Source organism: Sphingomonas faeni, assembly GCF_024273235.1.
Classification (GTDB): domain Bacteria; phylum Pseudomonadota; class Alphaproteobacteria; order Sphingomonadales; family Sphingomonadaceae; genus Sphingomonas; species Sphingomonas faeni_A.
This window is the reverse complement of sequence record NZ_JANBVH010000002.1, coordinates 103812-119794: the sequence shown is the minus strand read 5'-3', so window position 1 is coordinate 119794 and position 15983 is coordinate 103812. Positions and strand designations below refer to the sequence as shown.

At 68.1% G+C, this 15983-nt stretch carries 13 protein-coding genes; 12 read left to right on the top strand and 1 reads right to left on the bottom strand.

Annotation, left to right across the window (positions count from 1 at the left end; genetic code table 11):
- Positions 1 to 73: 73 nt before the first annotated feature.
- From NLI89_RS01475 to NLI89_RS01465, 3 genes are all read left to right on the top strand, one after another.
- Complete coding sequence (locus NLI89_RS01475) at positions 74 to 1030, top strand: isopenicillin N synthase family dioxygenase (RefSeq protein ID WP_254685378.1); 957 nt, start codon at positions 74 to 76, stop codon at positions 1028 to 1030.
- A gap of 404 nt (positions 1031 to 1434) precedes the next feature.
- On the top strand, positions 1435 to 4209 hold the full coding sequence (gene polA, locus NLI89_RS01470; RefSeq protein ID WP_254685377.1) for a DNA polymerase I: 2775 nt from the start codon (positions 1435 to 1437) through the stop codon (positions 4207 to 4209).
- Between the two features lie 136 nt (positions 4210 to 4345).
- On the top strand, positions 4346 to 5863 hold the full coding sequence (locus NLI89_RS01465; protein ID WP_254685376.1) for a lipopolysaccharide biosynthesis protein: 1518 nt from the start codon (positions 4346 to 4348) through the stop codon (positions 5861 to 5863).
- 4 nt (positions 5864 to 5867) lie between these two features.
- On the opposite strand, the gene NLI89_RS01460 is transcribed toward NLI89_RS01465, so the two are convergent.
- Positions 5868 to 6896 (bottom strand): polyprenyl synthetase family protein, encoded by a 1029-nt coding sequence (locus tag NLI89_RS01460; protein WP_254685375.1) that lies wholly within the window; start codon positions 6894 to 6896, stop codon positions 5868 to 5870.
- Between the two features lie 109 nt (positions 6897 to 7005).
- Here NLI89_RS01460 and NLI89_RS01455 point away from each other — a divergent pair, with 109 nt between their 5' ends.
- The 9 genes from NLI89_RS01455 (at position 7006) to NLI89_RS01415 (ending at position 15914) form a co-directional block, all read left to right on the top strand.
- Positions 7006 to 7293 carry a chorismate mutase gene (locus tag NLI89_RS01455; RefSeq protein ID WP_254685374.1) on the top strand — a complete coding sequence of 96 codons (288 nt, stop codon included), beginning with the start codon at positions 7006 to 7008 and terminating at the stop codon, positions 7291 to 7293.
- Between the two features lie 229 nt (positions 7294 to 7522).
- A complete protein-coding gene (locus NLI89_RS01450) occupies positions 7523 to 8236 on the top strand; it encodes a virulence factor (RefSeq protein ID WP_254685373.1) in 714 nt (237 codons plus the stop codon).
- A 10-nt stretch (positions 8237 to 8246) separates the two neighbouring features.
- On the top strand, positions 8247 to 8663 hold the full coding sequence (locus tag NLI89_RS01445; protein WP_254685372.1) for a DUF2147 domain-containing protein: 417 nt from the start codon (positions 8247 to 8249) through the stop codon (positions 8661 to 8663).
- Complete coding sequence (mprF, locus tag NLI89_RS01440) at positions 8648 to 11224, top strand: bifunctional lysylphosphatidylglycerol flippase/synthetase MprF (protein WP_254685371.1); 2577 nt, start codon at positions 8648 to 8650, stop codon at positions 11222 to 11224. Before NLI89_RS01445 ends, mprF begins: the two co-directional genes overlap by 16 nt.
- Before the next feature lie 170 nt (positions 11225 to 11394).
- Complete coding sequence (locus tag NLI89_RS01435) at positions 11395 to 12054, top strand: dTMP kinase (RefSeq protein WP_254685370.1); 660 nt, start codon at positions 11395 to 11397, stop codon at positions 12052 to 12054.
- Between the two features lie 240 nt (positions 12055 to 12294).
- Positions 12295 to 12747 carry a MarR family winged helix-turn-helix transcriptional regulator gene (locus NLI89_RS01430; RefSeq protein ID WP_254685369.1) on the top strand — a complete coding sequence of 151 codons (453 nt, stop codon included), beginning with the start codon at positions 12295 to 12297 and terminating at the stop codon, positions 12745 to 12747.
- A complete protein-coding gene (locus tag NLI89_RS01425; RefSeq protein WP_368077232.1) occupies positions 12716 to 14815 on the top strand; it encodes an FUSC family protein in 2100 nt (699 codons plus the stop codon). Before NLI89_RS01430 ends, NLI89_RS01425 begins: the two co-directional genes overlap by 32 nt.
- Complete coding sequence (locus tag NLI89_RS01420) at positions 14812 to 15018, top strand: DUF1656 domain-containing protein (RefSeq protein ID WP_248522587.1); 207 nt, start codon at positions 14812 to 14814, stop codon at positions 15016 to 15018. The genes NLI89_RS01425 and NLI89_RS01420 overlap by 4 nt, the downstream gene beginning before the upstream one ends.
- The gene (locus tag NLI89_RS01415) at positions 15015 to 15914 is read left to right on the top strand and encodes an efflux RND transporter periplasmic adaptor subunit (protein WP_254685368.1); all 900 of its coding nucleotides are present in this window, start codon (positions 15015 to 15017) and stop codon (positions 15912 to 15914) included. Before NLI89_RS01420 ends, NLI89_RS01415 begins: the two co-directional genes overlap by 4 nt.
- Positions 15915 to 15983 lie beyond the last annotated feature (69 nt).

The window sequence follows — 15983 nt, the reverse complement described above, 5'->3', positions numbered from 1 at the left end:
CCCTAACCCAGGCATTTGGCACGGCACCGCCAATCCCCTATATCGGGCGTTCCCCAATCCGGACACGAACCTCATGCTCGACACCCCCGCCGCCCAGGTCCCGACGCTCAGCCTCGCCACGCAGGACACCGACCCCGACGGCTTCGCCGCTGCGTTCGGCGAATCGTTCGAGCGGTTCGGCTTCGCGATCGTCGCCGATCACGGCATCCCCGCCGACCTGATCGAGCGCGCCTGGGCCGAGACCAAGCTGTTGTTCGACCTGCCGGAGGACGAGAAGCGCGGCTATCACATCCCCGGCGGCGGCGGCGCGCGCGGCTACACGCCGTTCAAGACCGAGATCGCCAAGGACGCCAAGGTCGTCGACCTCAAGGAATTCTGGCATGTCGGCCGCGAACTGCCCGAGGGTCATCGCTATGCGGCCACGATGGCGCCGAACGTCTGGCCGACGCGTCCCGAGGGTTTCAAGCCGGTCTTCCTCGAACTCTTCGCCGCGTTCGACCGTGTCGGCGACAAGCTGCTCTCCGCGATCGCGCGCCACCTGAAGCTCAAGCCCGACTGGTTCGACCCGGCGGTGAAGGACGGCAACAGCATCCTTCGTTTGCTGCATTACCCGCCGATCCCCGCCGATGCCGAGGGCGTCCGCGCCGGCGCGCATGAGGACATCAACCTCATCACGCTGCTGCTCGGCGCCGAGGAAGCCGGTCTCGAACTACTCGACCGCGCCAATGGGCGCTGGCTCTCGATCAAGCCGCCCGAGGGCGCGATGGTCGTCAACGTCGGCGACATGCTCCAGCGCCTGACCAACAATGTCCTCCCCTCGACCACGCACCGCGTCGTCAACCCGCCGCCCGAGCGCCGCGGCCATTCGCGCTATTCGATGCCGTTCTTCCTGCATCCAGCGCCCGACTTCCTGATCGAGACGCTGCCGGGGACTATCACGCCGGACAACGCGAACCGCTATCCGACGCCGATCACCGCGCATGATTATCTGTACGAGCGACTGGTCGAGATCGGGCTGATCAAGAAGTAGGGCGGGCCATATCGATCCTCCCCCGCCAGGGGGAGGTGGCACCGAAGGTGACGGAGGGGGAGGAACGCGCAACAGAGGTTTTACCTTACCTCCCCCTCCGCCTGGCAAGTGCCAGCCACCTCCCCCTGGCGGGGGAGGATTGAGAAGGCGGGCATGCCCCAACCCTGCAACCCACCTTTCTCCACCCCGGCGAAGGCCGGGGCCCAATCGGGGGACGGTGATGACGAAGTGCAGCGCGCCGTTACGACCACCTTTCCAATTGGGCCCCGGCCTTCGCCGGGGTGGTGCTTCGTTACAGACGTGCGGGCGCCCCCAAACACCCCACCGCTTTTCTCCCCACCTGATACCCAACAACCACGCTTCCGCCATTGGAGCCCGCCCCCGCATCCGCTAGACCGCGCGCGATGCCCCATCTCTATCTCGTCGACGGCTCCGGCTATATCTTCCGCGCCTATCACCGGCTGCCGCCGCTCACCAACAAGCATGGCGAGCCGGTCGGTGCGGTGTACGGCTATACGACGATGCTGTGGAAGCTCGCCGACGAGGTCCACGCCGCCGATGGCCCGACCCACATGGCGGTCATCCTCGACAAGTCGTCGAAGACCTTCCGCAACGATCTCTACGACAAGTACAAGGCGCAGCGCCCTCCCCCACCCGAGGACCTCGTCCCGCAGTTCCCGATGATCCGCGACGCCACGCGCGCGTTCAGCCTCCCCTGCATCGAGACTGAGGGACTAGAAGCCGACGACATCATCGCCTGCTATTCGAAGGCCGCGCTCGCGCAGGGCTGGGAAGTCACGATCGTCAGTTCCGACAAGGACCTGATGCAGTTGATCGAGCCCGGGCTCGACATGTACGACACGATGAACAACCGCCGGCTCGGCGCGGAGCATGTCGCGGAGAAGTTCCACGGCGTCACCCCGGCGCAGCTCGGCGACGTGCTCGCGCTGATGGGCGACAGCGTCGACAACGTCCCCGGCGTCCCCGGCGTCGGCCCGAAGACCGCGGCCAAACTGATCCTCGAACACGGCGATCTCGAATCCGTGCTCGCCGCCGCCGACGGCATGAAGAAGGGCAAGCTGCGCGATAACCTGATCGAGCATGCCGAGATGGCGCGGCTGTCGAAGGTGCTCGTCTCGCTGAAATGCGACGTCGCGTTGCCCGAACCGCTCGAAGACCTCGAACTGAAGGGCATTCCCGACGCCCCCCTGCGCGCGTTCCTGGAACATCACGGCTTCAAGTCGCTGCTCGCCAAGCTGTCCGCCGTCGCCGACGCCCCGGTTCCCGAATCGACCGTCGTCGCGGACATGGACGAGGACGAGCCCTGCAAGCACGACGACTATGAAACCGTCGTCGACGAAGCCGCGCTCGACCGCTGGATCACCGTGGCCAGGCATCAGGGCTGGATCGCGATCGACACCGAGACGACCGGCATCGACGCAACCCGCGCCGATCTCGTCGGGATCAGCATGGCGCTGCATCCGAACCTCGCCTGTTACGTACCTATCGCGCATGGCGGAACGGATTTGCTCGCGGAAAACCCGGTCCAGCTCGATCGCGCGCTCGTGCTCGCAAAACTGAAGCCGTTGCTGGAGGATCCGAGCGTCCTGAAGATCGGCCACAACCTCAAATACGACATGATCGTCCTGGCGCGCGCGTACGCTTCGACCGGCGGCGTGAAGATCGCGCCGTTCGACGACACCATCGTGATGAGCTTCGATCTCGACGCCGGGCTGCACGGCCACGGCATGGACGAACTCGCCGCCACGCATCTCTCGCACAGCTGCATCGCATTCAAGGACGTCGTCGGCACCGGCAAGACGCAGCGCACCTTCAACGAAATCGACCTCAAGGCCGCCACGCGCTACGCCGCCGAGGACGCCGACGTGACGCTCCGCCTCTGGCGCCGGTTCAAGCGCCGCCTCCCCGCGGAAGGCTCGACCCGCGTCTACGAGATGGTCGACCGGCCGCTCGTCCCCGTCATCGCCCAGATGGAGATGCACGGCATCAAGGTCGACGCGGCGAAACTGTCGCGGCTCTCGACCGAGTTCGCCGGCCAGATGGCGAGCCTCGAAACCGAAATCCACGCGCTCGCCGGCGCGCCGTTCACGATCGGCAGCCCCAAGCAACTGGGTGACGTGCTGTTCGAGAAGATGGGCATCAAGGGCGGTCGCAAGGGCAAGTCCGGCGTCTATTCGACCGACGTCACCGAACTCGAGCGGATCGCGGCGGACAAGGATTCGCCCGGCGCCGTGATCGCGCGGAAAGTGCTCGACTGGCGCCAGCTGTCGAAGCTGAAATCGACCTACACCGATGCGTTGCAGGCACAGATCAACCCCGCGACGGGCCGTGTCCACACGTCCTACTCGCTGACCGGCGCCCAGACCGGCCGCCTGTCGTCGACCGATCCCAACCTTCAGAATATCCCGATCCGCACCGAGATCGGCCGCCAGATCCGCGACGCGTTCGTGGCCGAGCCCGGCAACGTGATCCTCGCGGCGGATTACTCGCAGATCGAGCTGCGGCTGGCAGCGCACATGGCCAACGTCCCTGCGCTGAAGGCCGCGTTCGCGAACGGCGACGACATCCACAGCCTCACCGCCCAGGAGCTGTTCGGCGAGGTCAACCGCGACACCCGCGGCCGCGCGAAAACGATCAACTTCGCGATCCTCTACGGCATCTCGCGCTGGGGCCTCGCCGGGCGTTTGGACGTGTCGGCTGACGAGGCGCAGGCGATGATCGACCGCTATTTCGATCGCTTCCCCGGCATCTCGACCTACATCGTAGAAACGACGGAAAGCGTCCGCGCGAGCGGCTACACCACCACGCTGTTCGGCCGAAAGACCCATTTCCCGCGCATCCGCTCGAAGATCCAGCACGAACGCCAGGGCGCCGAACGCGCCGCAATCAACGCGCCGATCCAGGGCACTAGCGCGGACATCATTAAGCGCGCGATGGTCCGGATGGGCCCCGCGCTGCTGGAGGCTGGCCTCCCGAACGTCCGCATGCTCCTTCAGGTTCACGACGAACTCGTGTTCGAACTCCCCGAGGGCGACGTCGAGGCCGCAAAGCCCGTGATCGAGCAGGTCATGGCCAATGCCGCGCTCCCTGCGGTGACGCTCGACGTCCCCCTCGGAATCGAAATCGGCACCGGCCTCAGCTGGGGCGCCGCGCATTGACCCAGATGATGACCGAAAGCCTTCCCCCCTCCCTGGAAGGGAGGGGCCGGGGGTGGGTCGGCTCGGGGCAGGCGCAACCGAACCTCACGGGCCAACCCACCCCCTGCCCCTCCCTTCCCGGGAGGGGAGCAGCATCGTGACCGAGGCCACCCAGGATATCGACACGCTCGCCAAGGGCGGTCGAACCAACATCGCCGGCTTCGTCCTCCGCCTAGCCGCGCGCATCCCGTTCCTGTTCATCGCCGGCCGCATCTACGGGCCTGACCTCGTCGGCCGCTTCGCGATCGCGGTCGTGGTCGTCGAACTCGCCGCGCTGCTCGCCACGCTCGGCCTGAAACGCGGCCTCGCCCAGGCGCTCAGCAGCGCCGACCGCCCGCACGCCAACGTCGTGTGGGACGCGATGGCCGTCGCCTTCGTCGCGTCGCTGATCGCCAGCGCGGTGCTCTGCACCTTCCCGCAGATCATGTATCCGAACAGCGCGATCACCGGGCTCGACCGGTTCCTGCCGCTGATCATCGTCGCGATCGCCTGGTCCGACGTCAGCCTCGCCGCGCTCGCGTACCGCCTCAACGTCAAGGCCGCGGTGACGGCGCGCGCGGTGGTCGAGCCGTGGACGATCTCGATCGCCGCCTGGGCGTTCTCCTATTTCACGATCCGCGACGGCCTGGTCCTGAGCTATGTCGCATCGATGATCGCGGCGCTCGTCGCCAGCCTCGTGCCGTTCCTGCGCAGCTACGGCGTGCCCCGCGGCTGGTCGCCGCACCTCCGCCCGCTCTATGCGCTCGCCCGCGCCAACGTGCCGCTTGCCGGCGCCGACATCCTCGAATGGGGCAGCCGCAACGTCGACCGCTTCATCCTCGGCGTGATGTTCGAACCCAAGATCGTCGGTATCTATTACATGGCGCAACAGGTCGCGAGCCTGCCGCAGAAGCTCAAGACCAGCTTCGACCCGATCCTCGGCCCCGTCATCACCCACAGCCTCGCGATCAACGACCGCGCCGCGATCGCCAACCAGGTGCGGCAGGTCGCGTTCTGGATCATGGCCGCGCAAGGCGGGCTCGCGCTGATGGGCTCGATCCCCGGCGAAGCGGTGATGGGCGTGGTCGGCCCGCAGTTCGTCGCCGGCACCGCCGCGCTCGCGTTCCTGCTGACCGCCGAGGTGCTAGCCTCGACCGGCGCGGTCAGCGAATCCGCACTCGTCTACATCGCCCGCCACCGTAACCTAATGATCTCCGCGGCGATGCTCGCGTTCCAGGTCGGCCTCAGCTTCGCGCTGATCTTCACGATCCGCGCGCTGGGCTATCCGGTCAATTACCAGGCGGCCGGCCCGGCGATCGCACTGATGCTGTCGGTGGGCGTGACCTCGATCATCAAGGCGAAGCTGCTCGGCCATCTCCTCGGTGCGAAGGTATCGCCGTGGCGCTGGCCGCTGGTCTGGGCAGCCGGCGCCGCGATCGTCGTCGGCGGCGCCTTCACCGCCTTGCCCAAGCGCTACGAATGGGTCGAACTCGCGGTCGGCGAACCCGCGATCGCCGCGACCTATCTCTACATCCTGTGGAAATACGCGTTCGGCCCCGCGGACCGCGCGCTGTTCGGCAAGAAGCCGGAAGCCGTCGAGCCCGCGCTACCGCAGACCGGATCGCCGGTCCTCTAGGTCGTCAGTACGCGCGGGCGACCGCGAACTCGACCGCCTCGACCATCGCGTCCTTGGCGTTGCCATTGGCAAAGCCGCCGATCGAGTCGATCGCGCGCTGGCCGTAATGGCGGGCCCTCGCGAAGGTGTCGTCGATCGCACGGGTCGAGCGGATCAGGCGGACCGCATGTTGCAGGTCGGCGTCGCTGTCGCGGCGACCTTCGACCGCGTCCTTCCAGAACGCGCGATCCTCGGCCGAGCCGCGCGCATAGGCGAGGATCACCGGCAACGTCATTTTCCCCTCGCGGAAGTCGTCGCCCGCGTCCTTGCCCATCGTGTCCGCGTCCGAGACATAGTCGATCGCATCGTCAACCAGCTGGAACGCGATGCCGAGGTTGCGGCCATAGGCATCGAGCGCGGCCTCCTCGGCTTCCGGGCGCTCGGCGACGACAGCCGAAATCCGGCAGGCCGCGGCGAACAGCGCGGCGGTCTTCGCGCCGATGATATCGAGATAGCGCTCCTCGCCGAGATCGACGCGGCGCGCGGCGGTGAGCTGGTTCACCTCGCCCTCGGCGATGACCGCGCTGGTCGAGGACAGGATCTTGAGCGCCTTGAGGCTGCCCGCCTCGACCATCAGTTCGAAGCTGCGGCTGAACAGGAAATCGCCGACCAGCACGCTCGCCGGGTTGCCCCAGATGATGTTGGCGGTCCGCTTGCCCCGACGCAGGTCCGAGCCGTCGACGACGTCGTCGTGCAGCAAAGTCGCGGTGTGAATGAACTCGACCGCGGCGGCGAGCAGGTGATGCTGCGTGCCGCTATAATCGATCAGTTGCGCGCTCGCGAGCGTCAGCATCGGCCGCATCCGCTTGCCGCCCCCCGCGATCAGGTGACCGGCGAGTTCGGGGATCAGCGGTATCTCGGACTGCATCCGGCCGCGGATCACCGCATTGACCTGGTCCATATCGCCGGTGACGAGCTTGACCATCGGGTCCAGCGAGGGCTGTGACTCGGGATTGGGACGAAGGGTGTCGAGGCGGTGGACGGTAGCGCTCATCTGCCCGAGCCTCTGCCGCCTATGCCCCTGCAAAGCAACCCTTGGTGCCTCTTGCCGTTCGCGACCCATGCCCGCAAAAGGCGCGCCGAACCAACGAAAGGGTGCGTGGATGGCTGACGATCTGCTCAACGGATACCGCCAGAGCATCGACAATATCGATGCGGCGCTGATCCACATGCTCGCCGAGCGCTTCAAGGTGACCCAGGCGGTCGGCCGGCACAAGGCGACGCACGGCCTGCCGGCCGCCGATCCCGGCCGCGAGGAACGCCAGATCGCCCGATTGCGCCATCTGGCGGCAGAGGCGCAGCTCGATCCCGAGTTTTCGGAGAAATTCCTGCGCTTCATCATCGACGAGGTGATCCGGCATCACGAGCGGCTGGCGCACGAGCCGGATTGAGGCGAACACCCCGCCCGCAATCCTCCCCCGCCAGGGGGAGGTGTCGCCGAAGGTGACGGAGGGGGAGGTAAGCGACCACAGCTGTTGCGTATCCTCCCCCCTCCGTCTGGCAAGCGCCAGCCACCTCCCCCCTGGCGGGGGAGGATCATAGATTGCCGCCGAATCGCATGACGAAAACGTCATCCCTGCTCCACGTGTCGATCATCCCGTCGGGCGCAATCGGTTGCGAATGACATGGCTCTACCGATCCCTGCTCGCGCTGGTCCTGGCCGCAATCGGCGCGACCGGTTTCATGGCCTGGCTCGGCTATTTCGGTGGGCCGCTGTTCACCGACCTCCCCGCCATCACGACCCCGGCAAAGCCCCGCCGCCCGTTCGCCGCGGTGCTGCTGACCGGCGATCTCGGTTACAAGATCGGCATGGCACCGCAGATCGCGCGCCGGCTCGCGGCGGACGGCGTGCCGGTGGTTGCGGTCAACACGCTCACCTATCTGCGCACGACGCGGACGCCGGCGGACATCACGATGCTGATCGCCCGCGCCGAACAGCGGGCGCTGCGGTTCGGGCAGACCGACCGGGTCGTGCTGATCGGCCAGTCGTTCGGTGCGGACATGCTGCATGTCGGACTGGTCGACCTCGCCCCCGAACTGCGCGCGAAGATTGCGAAGGTCGTGCTGATCGTGCCCGAGAACACCGTCCAGTTCCGCGCGTCGCCGAGCGAAGTGTTCGATTACTGGACGCCGACCACCGATGCGGTGCCGACCGCCCGCCGCCTCGACTGGGCTCCGCTGCTGTGCGTCCAGGGCATCGAGGAGGCCGAGAGCCTGTGCCCGTTGCTGACCCAGCCCAATGCACAGCGGGTCGCCCTGCCCGGCGGGCACCCGCTTCACCGCGACGCCGATGCGCTCTACGACGTGCTATCGCGGTTCGTATTCGCGGATTGAGGATCGACCGATGGTTGCTGCACTGATGGCGCTCGCGATGGCCGCGGGCAGCCCCGCTCCCGCTTCCCCCGCTCCGGCTTTCCCGGTGGAAGGCGTCTGGCATAATCCGAAGAACAGCGTGGCGGTGAAGACCGGTGCCTGCCCCGACAGGACCGGCGGCGGCAAACTCTGCGGCTGGGTCGTCCGCGCCGACGACGAAGCGCAGGCCGACGCGCGCGATGGCGGCACCCCCAAGCTGATCGGCACCGCATTGCTCCGCGAATACCGTCCGAACGGTCGCAACCGATGGTCCGGGCAGATCTTCGTGCCCGACATGGGACGCACCTTCGGGTCGACGCTGACGCTGGTCGACGCGGACACGATCGACGTGAAGGGGTGCCTGATCGGCGGCTTCCTGTGCAAGACGCAGACGTGGCGACGCGGTTGACGCGCGTGACCCGGATCCGCAACTGGATCGCGCACCGCCGCGGCACGCTGATCGCGCTGGCGGTGCTGGTGGTCGCGGTGCTCGGCTTCGCGGCGATCCACAAGCTCACCGCGGAAATCCGCCTGTCGGAGGTCCGCGCGGCGTTCGCGGCGCTCGGCTGGCCCGAATTGTCCGCGTCGATCGCGCTGACGGTCGTCAGCTACATCGCGCTCACCTTCTACGACACGATCGCGCTCCGGGTGATCGGCCACCCGCTGCCGTGGCGCACCGCGGCGGTCGCCTCGTTCACCAGCTACACGATCAGCCACAATCTCGGCCTCGCGATGCTGACCGGCGGCTCGGCGCGCTACCGCGTCTACAGTCGCGCCGGCCTCGACGAAGCCGCCGTCGCGCGCGTCGTCCTGATCGCGGGCGTGACGTTCTGGGCGGGGGTGATCACCGTCGCCTGCCTGTCGATGGCGCTGCATCCGGGCATGCTGCCGATCGTCCGCTGGACCATGCCGCCGCTGCTGGAGCGGACGATCGGCATCGCGATCCCGCTGGCGATGCTGGCGATCGTCCTGCGATATCGCCGCGGCGGGGCGATCGGGCTGTTCGGCTGGCGCCTGCCCTTGCCCGATGCGCGCCAAGCGCTGGCGCTCGTGCTGGTCTCGACGGTCGACCTCGCCGCGGCCAGCGCGGCGCTGTTCGTGCTGTTGCCGGGTGCCTCGCCCGATCTCTATCCGGTGCTGTTCCTCGGCTATGCGGTGGCGATCGTGGTCGCGCTGATCAGCCATGTACCCGGCGGGCTCGGCGTGTTCGAGGCGGTGATCATCGCGACCATGCCGCAAAACAACGCGACCATCCTCGCCGCGCTGCTCGCCTATCGGATCATCTATTACGTCGCGCCGCTGATCCTGGCGGCGGTGCTGCTCGCGTTCCACGAGGGCCGGCAATGGCGGCGTCGCGACCGCACCGCCGGACAGGAGCGTCGCGGCACCGATCCACTGGCGATCGCGCTGCCGCTGGCGCCGTTGCTGCTGGGCGTGCTCGTCTTCATGTGCGGCGCGATGCTGCTCGTCTCGGGCGCGCTGCCCGCCGCGCCGGGCCGGATGGACATGCTGGCGAGCGTCCTGCCGCTGCCGATCAGCGAGATGGCGCATGTCGCGGCGAGCCTCGTCGGGGTGATGCTGCTGTTCGTCGCGCTCGGGCTGTACCGGCGGCTCGACGGCGCGTTCTGGGCGGCGCGGTTGTTGCTGGTCGCGGGGACGCTGCTGTCGATCGCCAAGGGCCTCGATTACGAGGAGGCGACCGTGCTCGTGCTGACCGCCGCCGCGCTGCAATGGACACGCGCGGCCTTCTATCGCCGGACGCGGCTGACCGCGGAGCCGCTGTCGCCCGAATGGCTGGTCGGGGTCGGCGCCGCGATCGGTCTGTCGGTGCTGATCGGCTTCTTCGCGTACCGCCATGTCGGCTATTCGAGCGACCTGTGGTGGCGGTTCGAGACCGACGCGAACGCCTCGCGCTTCCTCCGCACCAGTCTTGCGGTCGGGCTGTTGCTGATCGGCGCGGCGATCTGGCGGCTGTTCGCGGCGGCGCCCGTGCCGATGGTCCACGACGAACTGCCGCGCGACGTCGCCGAGGCGGCGCTCGCGCATGCCGACCGCACCGACGCGATGCTGGCCTTCACCGGCGACAAGCGGTTCCTGGTGTCGGACAGCGGCGATGCGTTCCTGATGTACCAGGTGAAGGGCGCGAGCTGGATCGTGATCGGTGATCCGGTCGGTCCGAGCGAGGCGTGGTCGGAACTCCTCTGGGCGATCCGCGCCCGCGCCGATGCCGCGCAGGGCCGGCTGCTGCTGTACCAGATCGGCCTCAGGATCGTGCCGATCGCGATCGAGATGGGGCTGAAGCTCGTCAAATACGGCGAAGAGGCGACCGTCGAGTTGGAAGGGTTCACGCTCGACACCCCCGACATGCGCAGCGTGCGCAAGGCGAGCCGCGTCGCCGAGCGGGCCGGCGCCGAGTTCGCGGTCGTGCCCGCAGCCGAGATGCCCGCGATCATGCCCGAATTGCACGCGATCTCCGACTGGTGGCTGGCCGACAAGAACCACGCCGAGAAGCGGTTCAGCGTCGGCCGGTTTGAGCCGGGGTATATGGCGAAGTTCGACTGCGCGGTGGTGCGGATCGAAGGCCGCATCGTCGCCTTCGCCAATGTCTGGGGCACGCCGAACAAGCAGGAGCTGTCGGTCGACCTGATGCGTCACGCCGAGTCGATGCCGCAGGGGGGCATGGACTTCCTGTTCACGCGGCTGATGCTGTGGGCCCACGAACACGGCTATCGCAATTTCTCGCTGGGAATGGCGCCGCTATCGGGGATCGAGGCGCGGCGGCTGTCGCCGACCTGGTCGAAGGTCGCCGCGTTCCTGTTCCGCCACGGCGAGCGCTTCTACGGCTTCGCCGGCCTGCGCGCCTACAAGGAGAAGTTCCGCCCGAACTGGACGCCGCGCTACATCGCCTCGCCGGGCGGCACGTCGCTGCTGCGCGGGCTGATCGATTTGCAGGCTCTGGTGAGCCGGTAAGACGTCCCCGTACACACCTACGTCACCCCGGACTGGTTCCGGGGTCCACCGTTCCGCGAACCGAATCCATCGATTGTGCGGCACCGTGGATGCCGGAACCAGTCCGGCATGACGAGGATCACGACGAAGATTGCTTTAAACCCGATATCGATCTGTCCTAGGGCTCACCCATGAGCTTCCTCCTGGCAATCGAAGGCGCCGACGGCGCGGGCAAGGCCACTGCCTCGGCATTGGTCGTCGAGCAGTTGCGCGCCGCCGGTCGCACCGCCGAGGTCGTGTCGTTCCCGCGGTATACAGAGACGGTCGGCGGCTGGGCGCTCGGCGCGATGCTGGCGGGAACGCTCCCGCGCGGCACGTCGCCGAAAGCAGCCGCGGTGCTGTACGCGCTCGACCGGATGGAGTCGCGCGATCACCTGGTGGCGACGATGGCGGCGAACGACATCGTGGTGTTCGATCGCTACATCGCCTCGAACATGGCGTATCAGGCGGCGCAGGTCCCGGCGGACGAGGCGGATTCGATGATGGCGTGGATCGCCGATCTGGAGACGGGATCGTTCGCGCTGCCGACGCCGGATCTGTCGGTGTATCTCGATACCCCCGCCGAGATCGCCCGCGGACTCATCCTGAAGAAGCGCAAGCGGTCCTACACAGACGATGCGTTCGACGCCTACGAGGCGGATACCGGGCTGCAGGACCGGGTGCGGACGAATTACACGGCGATGGCGAAGACGGGTCTGCTGGGTCGGTGGGCTACGGTCCCGACCGTGGAGAACGGCGCGTCGCGGGCGCCCGCCGAGATCGCTGCGGAGATCGTCGCCCTGCTCTACTGACGACCGCGTAAAACTCCAGTGGCTGATCCACTCCGGCGAACACTGCACCACCCCGGCGAAGGCCGGGGCCCAATTGGCGGGCGTTGCTAATTGAGCGCTGCCCTCCGTTACCGAAACCTCTCCAACTGGGCCCCGGCCTCCGCCGGGGTGGTGCCCATCAGGCAGCACGCCTTCCTAACTTTTTTGTCATCTACGGATTCCGCATTGCAGCATAAGTAAACGCCATTACTTAGCACGCTAATGACTTCCTCCCGTGCCGCTCTCGAATCCTCCTACGCCCGCACCCTCCTGCCGCTCGCCCGCCTGTGGCGGCAGGCGGCGGATCGGGCGCTCAGCGACATGTGCGTGTCCGCATCGTCAGGATGGGCGCTGGTCCAGGTCGGCCGGCTCGGCGACGACGTTCGCCAGACCGATCTCGCCACCCAGCTCGACGTGACGCAGGCCTCGCTCGTCCGCTCGATCGACCAGATGACCGCCGCCGGCCTCGTCGAGCGCCGCCGCGATCCCGCTGATGCGCGCGTCAGCCGGATCCGCCTGACCGACCGCGGCCGCACGCTCGTCACCACGATCGAGGCGAAGTTCACCACCCTGCGCCACGAAATGCTCGAAGGCGTCACCGACGACGACCTCGCCACCGCCTTGCGCGTGGCGGAGCAACTCGGTGCGCGGTTCATGGCGGATCGTTCGCGATGAGCCTGCCCCGATGATCCTCGCCCGGTTCGGCGCGAAGGAAGCGCTCTTTTCCGTCAAATGCTTCGTCGCCGCGATCCTCGCCTACTACATCGCGCTCAGGATCGGCCTGACGCGGCCTTATTGGGCGGTGACGACGTCCTATATCGTCGCGCAACCGCTGGCTGGCGCGGTGCTGTCCAAGGCGGTGTTCCGCGTCGCGGGCACGGTGCTCGGCGCGATCGCCGCGGTCGTGCTGGTCCCCAACCTCGTCAACGCGCCCGAACTCCTGTCGCTCGGCCTCGCGCTGTGGCTCGGGCTGTGCCTCTACATATCGCTGCTCGACCGGACGCCGCGCGCCTACGTCTTCCTGCTTGCCGGCTATACCGCCAGCATCATCGGCTTCCCCTCGGTCGCGACCCCCGGCGCGGTGTTCACCACCGCGGCGCTGCGCGTGCAGGAGATCACGATCGGAATCCTCTGCGGCAGCCTGATCCACGGCCTCGTTTTCCCGCAGACCGTGACCGCCGCGCTGCTCGGCCGGATCGACGCGATCCTGGCGGACGCCGAGCGCTGGTCGCGCGATTCGCTGGCCGGCGAGTCCGATGCCCAGCTCGATCGCGACCGCCGCCGCCTCGCGCTCGATATCAACGAACTGCATCAGCTTTCCATCCATTTGCCGTTCGACACCGCCCGCCTGCTGCCGCGCGTCCGGACATTGCGTGCGTTGCAGGCCGAATTGTCGATGCTGCTGCCCCTCGCGAGCGCGGTCGACGACCGGATCGTCGAGCTGAAGCGCGGCGCCGACGCTCCCCGCCCCGAGGCGCTTGCGCTGATCGAGGACGTCCGCGCGTGGCTGCGCGATCCGCCACCCGCCACCGAGCGCGGCGCAACCGCCGACGCGCTGATCGCCCGCGCGCGCGCGCTCGAACCGCCGGTCGATGACACGCTGATCTGGCGCGATGCGTTACGGTTGAGCCTGCTCGCCCGCCTCGGCGAACTGGTCGACGCACACCGCAACGCCCGCGACCTGCGCGATCAGATGCGCTCGCCGTCTCGCGCGCCCGTCACGCCTGCGGTCGCCCGCCTGCTCGCGCGCAGTGCCAAGCGCCCGCTGCACCGCGACCGCGGCATCGCCCTGCGCGCCGCCGCCGGTACGATCATGACGATCCTGCTGGGCTGCGCCTTCTGGATCGGCACCGGCTGGTCGGACGGCGCGGGCGCGGTGCTGATCGCGGGCGTGTGTTGCGCGCTGTTCGGTAACAGCGACAATCCCGCGCCGGCGATCAAGGCGTTCTTCTACGGGACCATCCTGGGGCTGGTCGTGTCCGCGGTCTACGCCTTCGCGATCCTCCCGCGGGTGACCGATTTCGTGACGCTGGCCGCCGTCCTCGCACCGCCGATGCTGATCGGCGGGATGTTCCTCGCGCGGCCCTCGACCTTGCTCGTGACGCTCGGCGCGCTGCTCGGCGGGTTGAATACGGTCGGGCTGAACGACCGCTTCGGCGGCGGGTTCGACGCGTTCCTCAACGGCGGCATCTCGCAGCTGGTCGGCACGCTGTTCGCGGTCGTCACGGTCGGCCTGTTCCAGACGATCGGCGCGGATACCAGCGCCCGGCGGCTGATCCGCGCGGGCTGGCGCGAACTGGCGACCCGCAGCGATTCGCCCGGCCGCCCCGACGCCGCCGGCTGGATCGCCCGGATGCTCGACCGCATCGGGCTGCTCGCGCCGCGGCTTGCGTTGCAGGGCGAGGATCCCGGCAAGCCGCTGCTCGACGCGCTGACCGACCTGCGGGTCGGCGTCGCGGTCGGCGAATTGCGCCAGTTGCGGCTCGACGGTACGCCGAACGAAGCCGCGCTGATCACGCCGGTGCTCAAGGGGATCGGCGCGCATTACCGCGCGCTGCGCCCCAACGAGCCGGCGCCGCCCGAACCCGACCTGCTCGCCGGGATCGACACCGCGATGACCGGGTTCGCGACCAGCACGCCAGACCGACACCGCACCAGCATGCTCGCGCTGACCTCGCTGCGCCGCAACCTGTTCCCGTCGGCGCCGCCTTATCTGGCACCTGCTTACGGAGTGGCGGCATGACCGGCGAAATCTCGATCGGCGGCGTCTATTTGCCGAGCCTCCTGCTGCTCGCGGTCGCCGCCGTCATCCTCACCGGCATCGCCACGCGGTTGCTCGCCTTCGCCGGCGCCTATCGCGCGGTGACGTATCGACCGCTCGTCGACCTGGCGCTGTTCATTCTCATCCTCGGGCTGCTCGCCCTGCTCACCGGACCTTCCGCATGAATCCCCGACTCAAATCGCTGCTCGCCCCCCTCGGCCGTTCCGTCGTCACGATCGTGATCGTCGCGCTCGCGGTGCTGGTCGCGCTATGGCTGTGGAAGCGGTACGAGACCGATCCGTGGACGCGCGACGGGCATATCCGCGCCGACATCGTCCGCGTGACGCCCGACGTCGCCGGCCTCGTCACGCGGGTCGCGGTGCACGACAACCAGGCGGTGAAGCCCGGCGACGTGCTGTTCGTGGTCGATCGCCCGCGCTTCGAACTGACGCTGGCGCAGTCGGACGCGTCGATCGCGAGCGCCCGTGCGACGCTGCTCCAGGCACGCCGCGAAGCGCAGCGCGATCTGGCGCTCGGCGATCTGGTCGCGAAGGAAACACACGAGCAGAACGTCGCTCGTGTCGCCACCGCGTCGGCCGCGCTCGCGCAGGCGCAGAGCGCACGCTCCACCGCCGCGCTCAACCTCGCGCGGACGACGGTGCGCGCGACGGTGCACGGGATCGTCACCAACCTCGATCTCCACCCCGGCGACTACATCGCGACCGGCGCGCAGGCGATGGCGCTGGTCGACACCGACTCGCTGCGTGTCGAGGGCTATTTCGAGGAAACCAAGCTCGGCAGCATCCATCTCGGCGATCCGGTGATCGTCCACCTGATGGGCGAACCGCAAGCGCTGCACGGTCGCGTCGACAGTATCGCCGCCGGGATCAACGACAGCGAGCGGACCAACACGACGAATTTGCTGCCGAACGTGAACCCGACCTTCAACTGGGTGCGCCTCGCGCAGCGCATCCCGGTGCGGGTGAAACTGACGCACGTGCCGAAGGGGGTGCAACTGATCGTCGGCCGCACTGCGACGGTGACGGTCGAGCCGCGCGTCGCGCCGGGGACGACGGCATGACGGCTAATCGTTCGTACGCCTCCATCCGCCCCACCCTCTTCCGTCATCCTAACGAAAGTCAGGCCCCAG

What these genes read in the sequence shown, in the direction of transcription:
- NLI89_RS01445 (WP_254685372.1), top strand. Translation starts at nt 8,247, where the DNA reads ATGGTTGCTGCACTGATGGCGCTCGCGATGGCCGCGGGCAGCCCCGCT.
- NLI89_RS01430 (WP_254685369.1), top strand. Translation starts at nt 12,295, where the DNA reads ATGACTTCCTCCCGTGCCGCTCTCGAATCCTCCTACGCCCGCACCCTC.
- NLI89_RS01435 (WP_254685370.1), top strand. Translation starts at nt 11,395, where the DNA reads ATGAGCTTCCTCCTGGCAATCGAAGGCGCCGACGGCGCGGGCAAGGCC.
- polA (WP_254685377.1), top strand. Translation starts at nt 1,435, where the DNA reads ATGCCCCATCTCTATCTCGTCGACGGCTCCGGCTATATCTTCCGCGCC.
- NLI89_RS01415 (WP_254685368.1), top strand. Translation starts at nt 15,015, where the DNA reads ATGAATCCCCGACTCAAATCGCTGCTCGCCCCCCTCGGCCGTTCCGTC.
- NLI89_RS01460 (WP_254685375.1), bottom strand. Translation starts at nt 6,896, where the DNA reads ATGAGCGCTACCGTCCACCGCCTCGACACCCTTCGTCCCAATCCCGAG.
- NLI89_RS01450 (WP_254685373.1), top strand. Translation starts at nt 7,523, where the DNA reads ATGACATGGCTCTACCGATCCCTGCTCGCGCTGGTCCTGGCCGCAATC.
- NLI89_RS01475 (WP_254685378.1), top strand. Translation starts at nt 74, where the DNA reads ATGCTCGACACCCCCGCCGCCCAGGTCCCGACGCTCAGCCTCGCCACG.
- NLI89_RS01420 (WP_248522587.1), top strand. Translation starts at nt 14,812, where the DNA reads ATGACCGGCGAAATCTCGATCGGCGGCGTCTATTTGCCGAGCCTCCTG.
- NLI89_RS01455 (WP_254685374.1), top strand. Translation starts at nt 7,006, where the DNA reads ATGGCTGACGATCTGCTCAACGGATACCGCCAGAGCATCGACAATATC.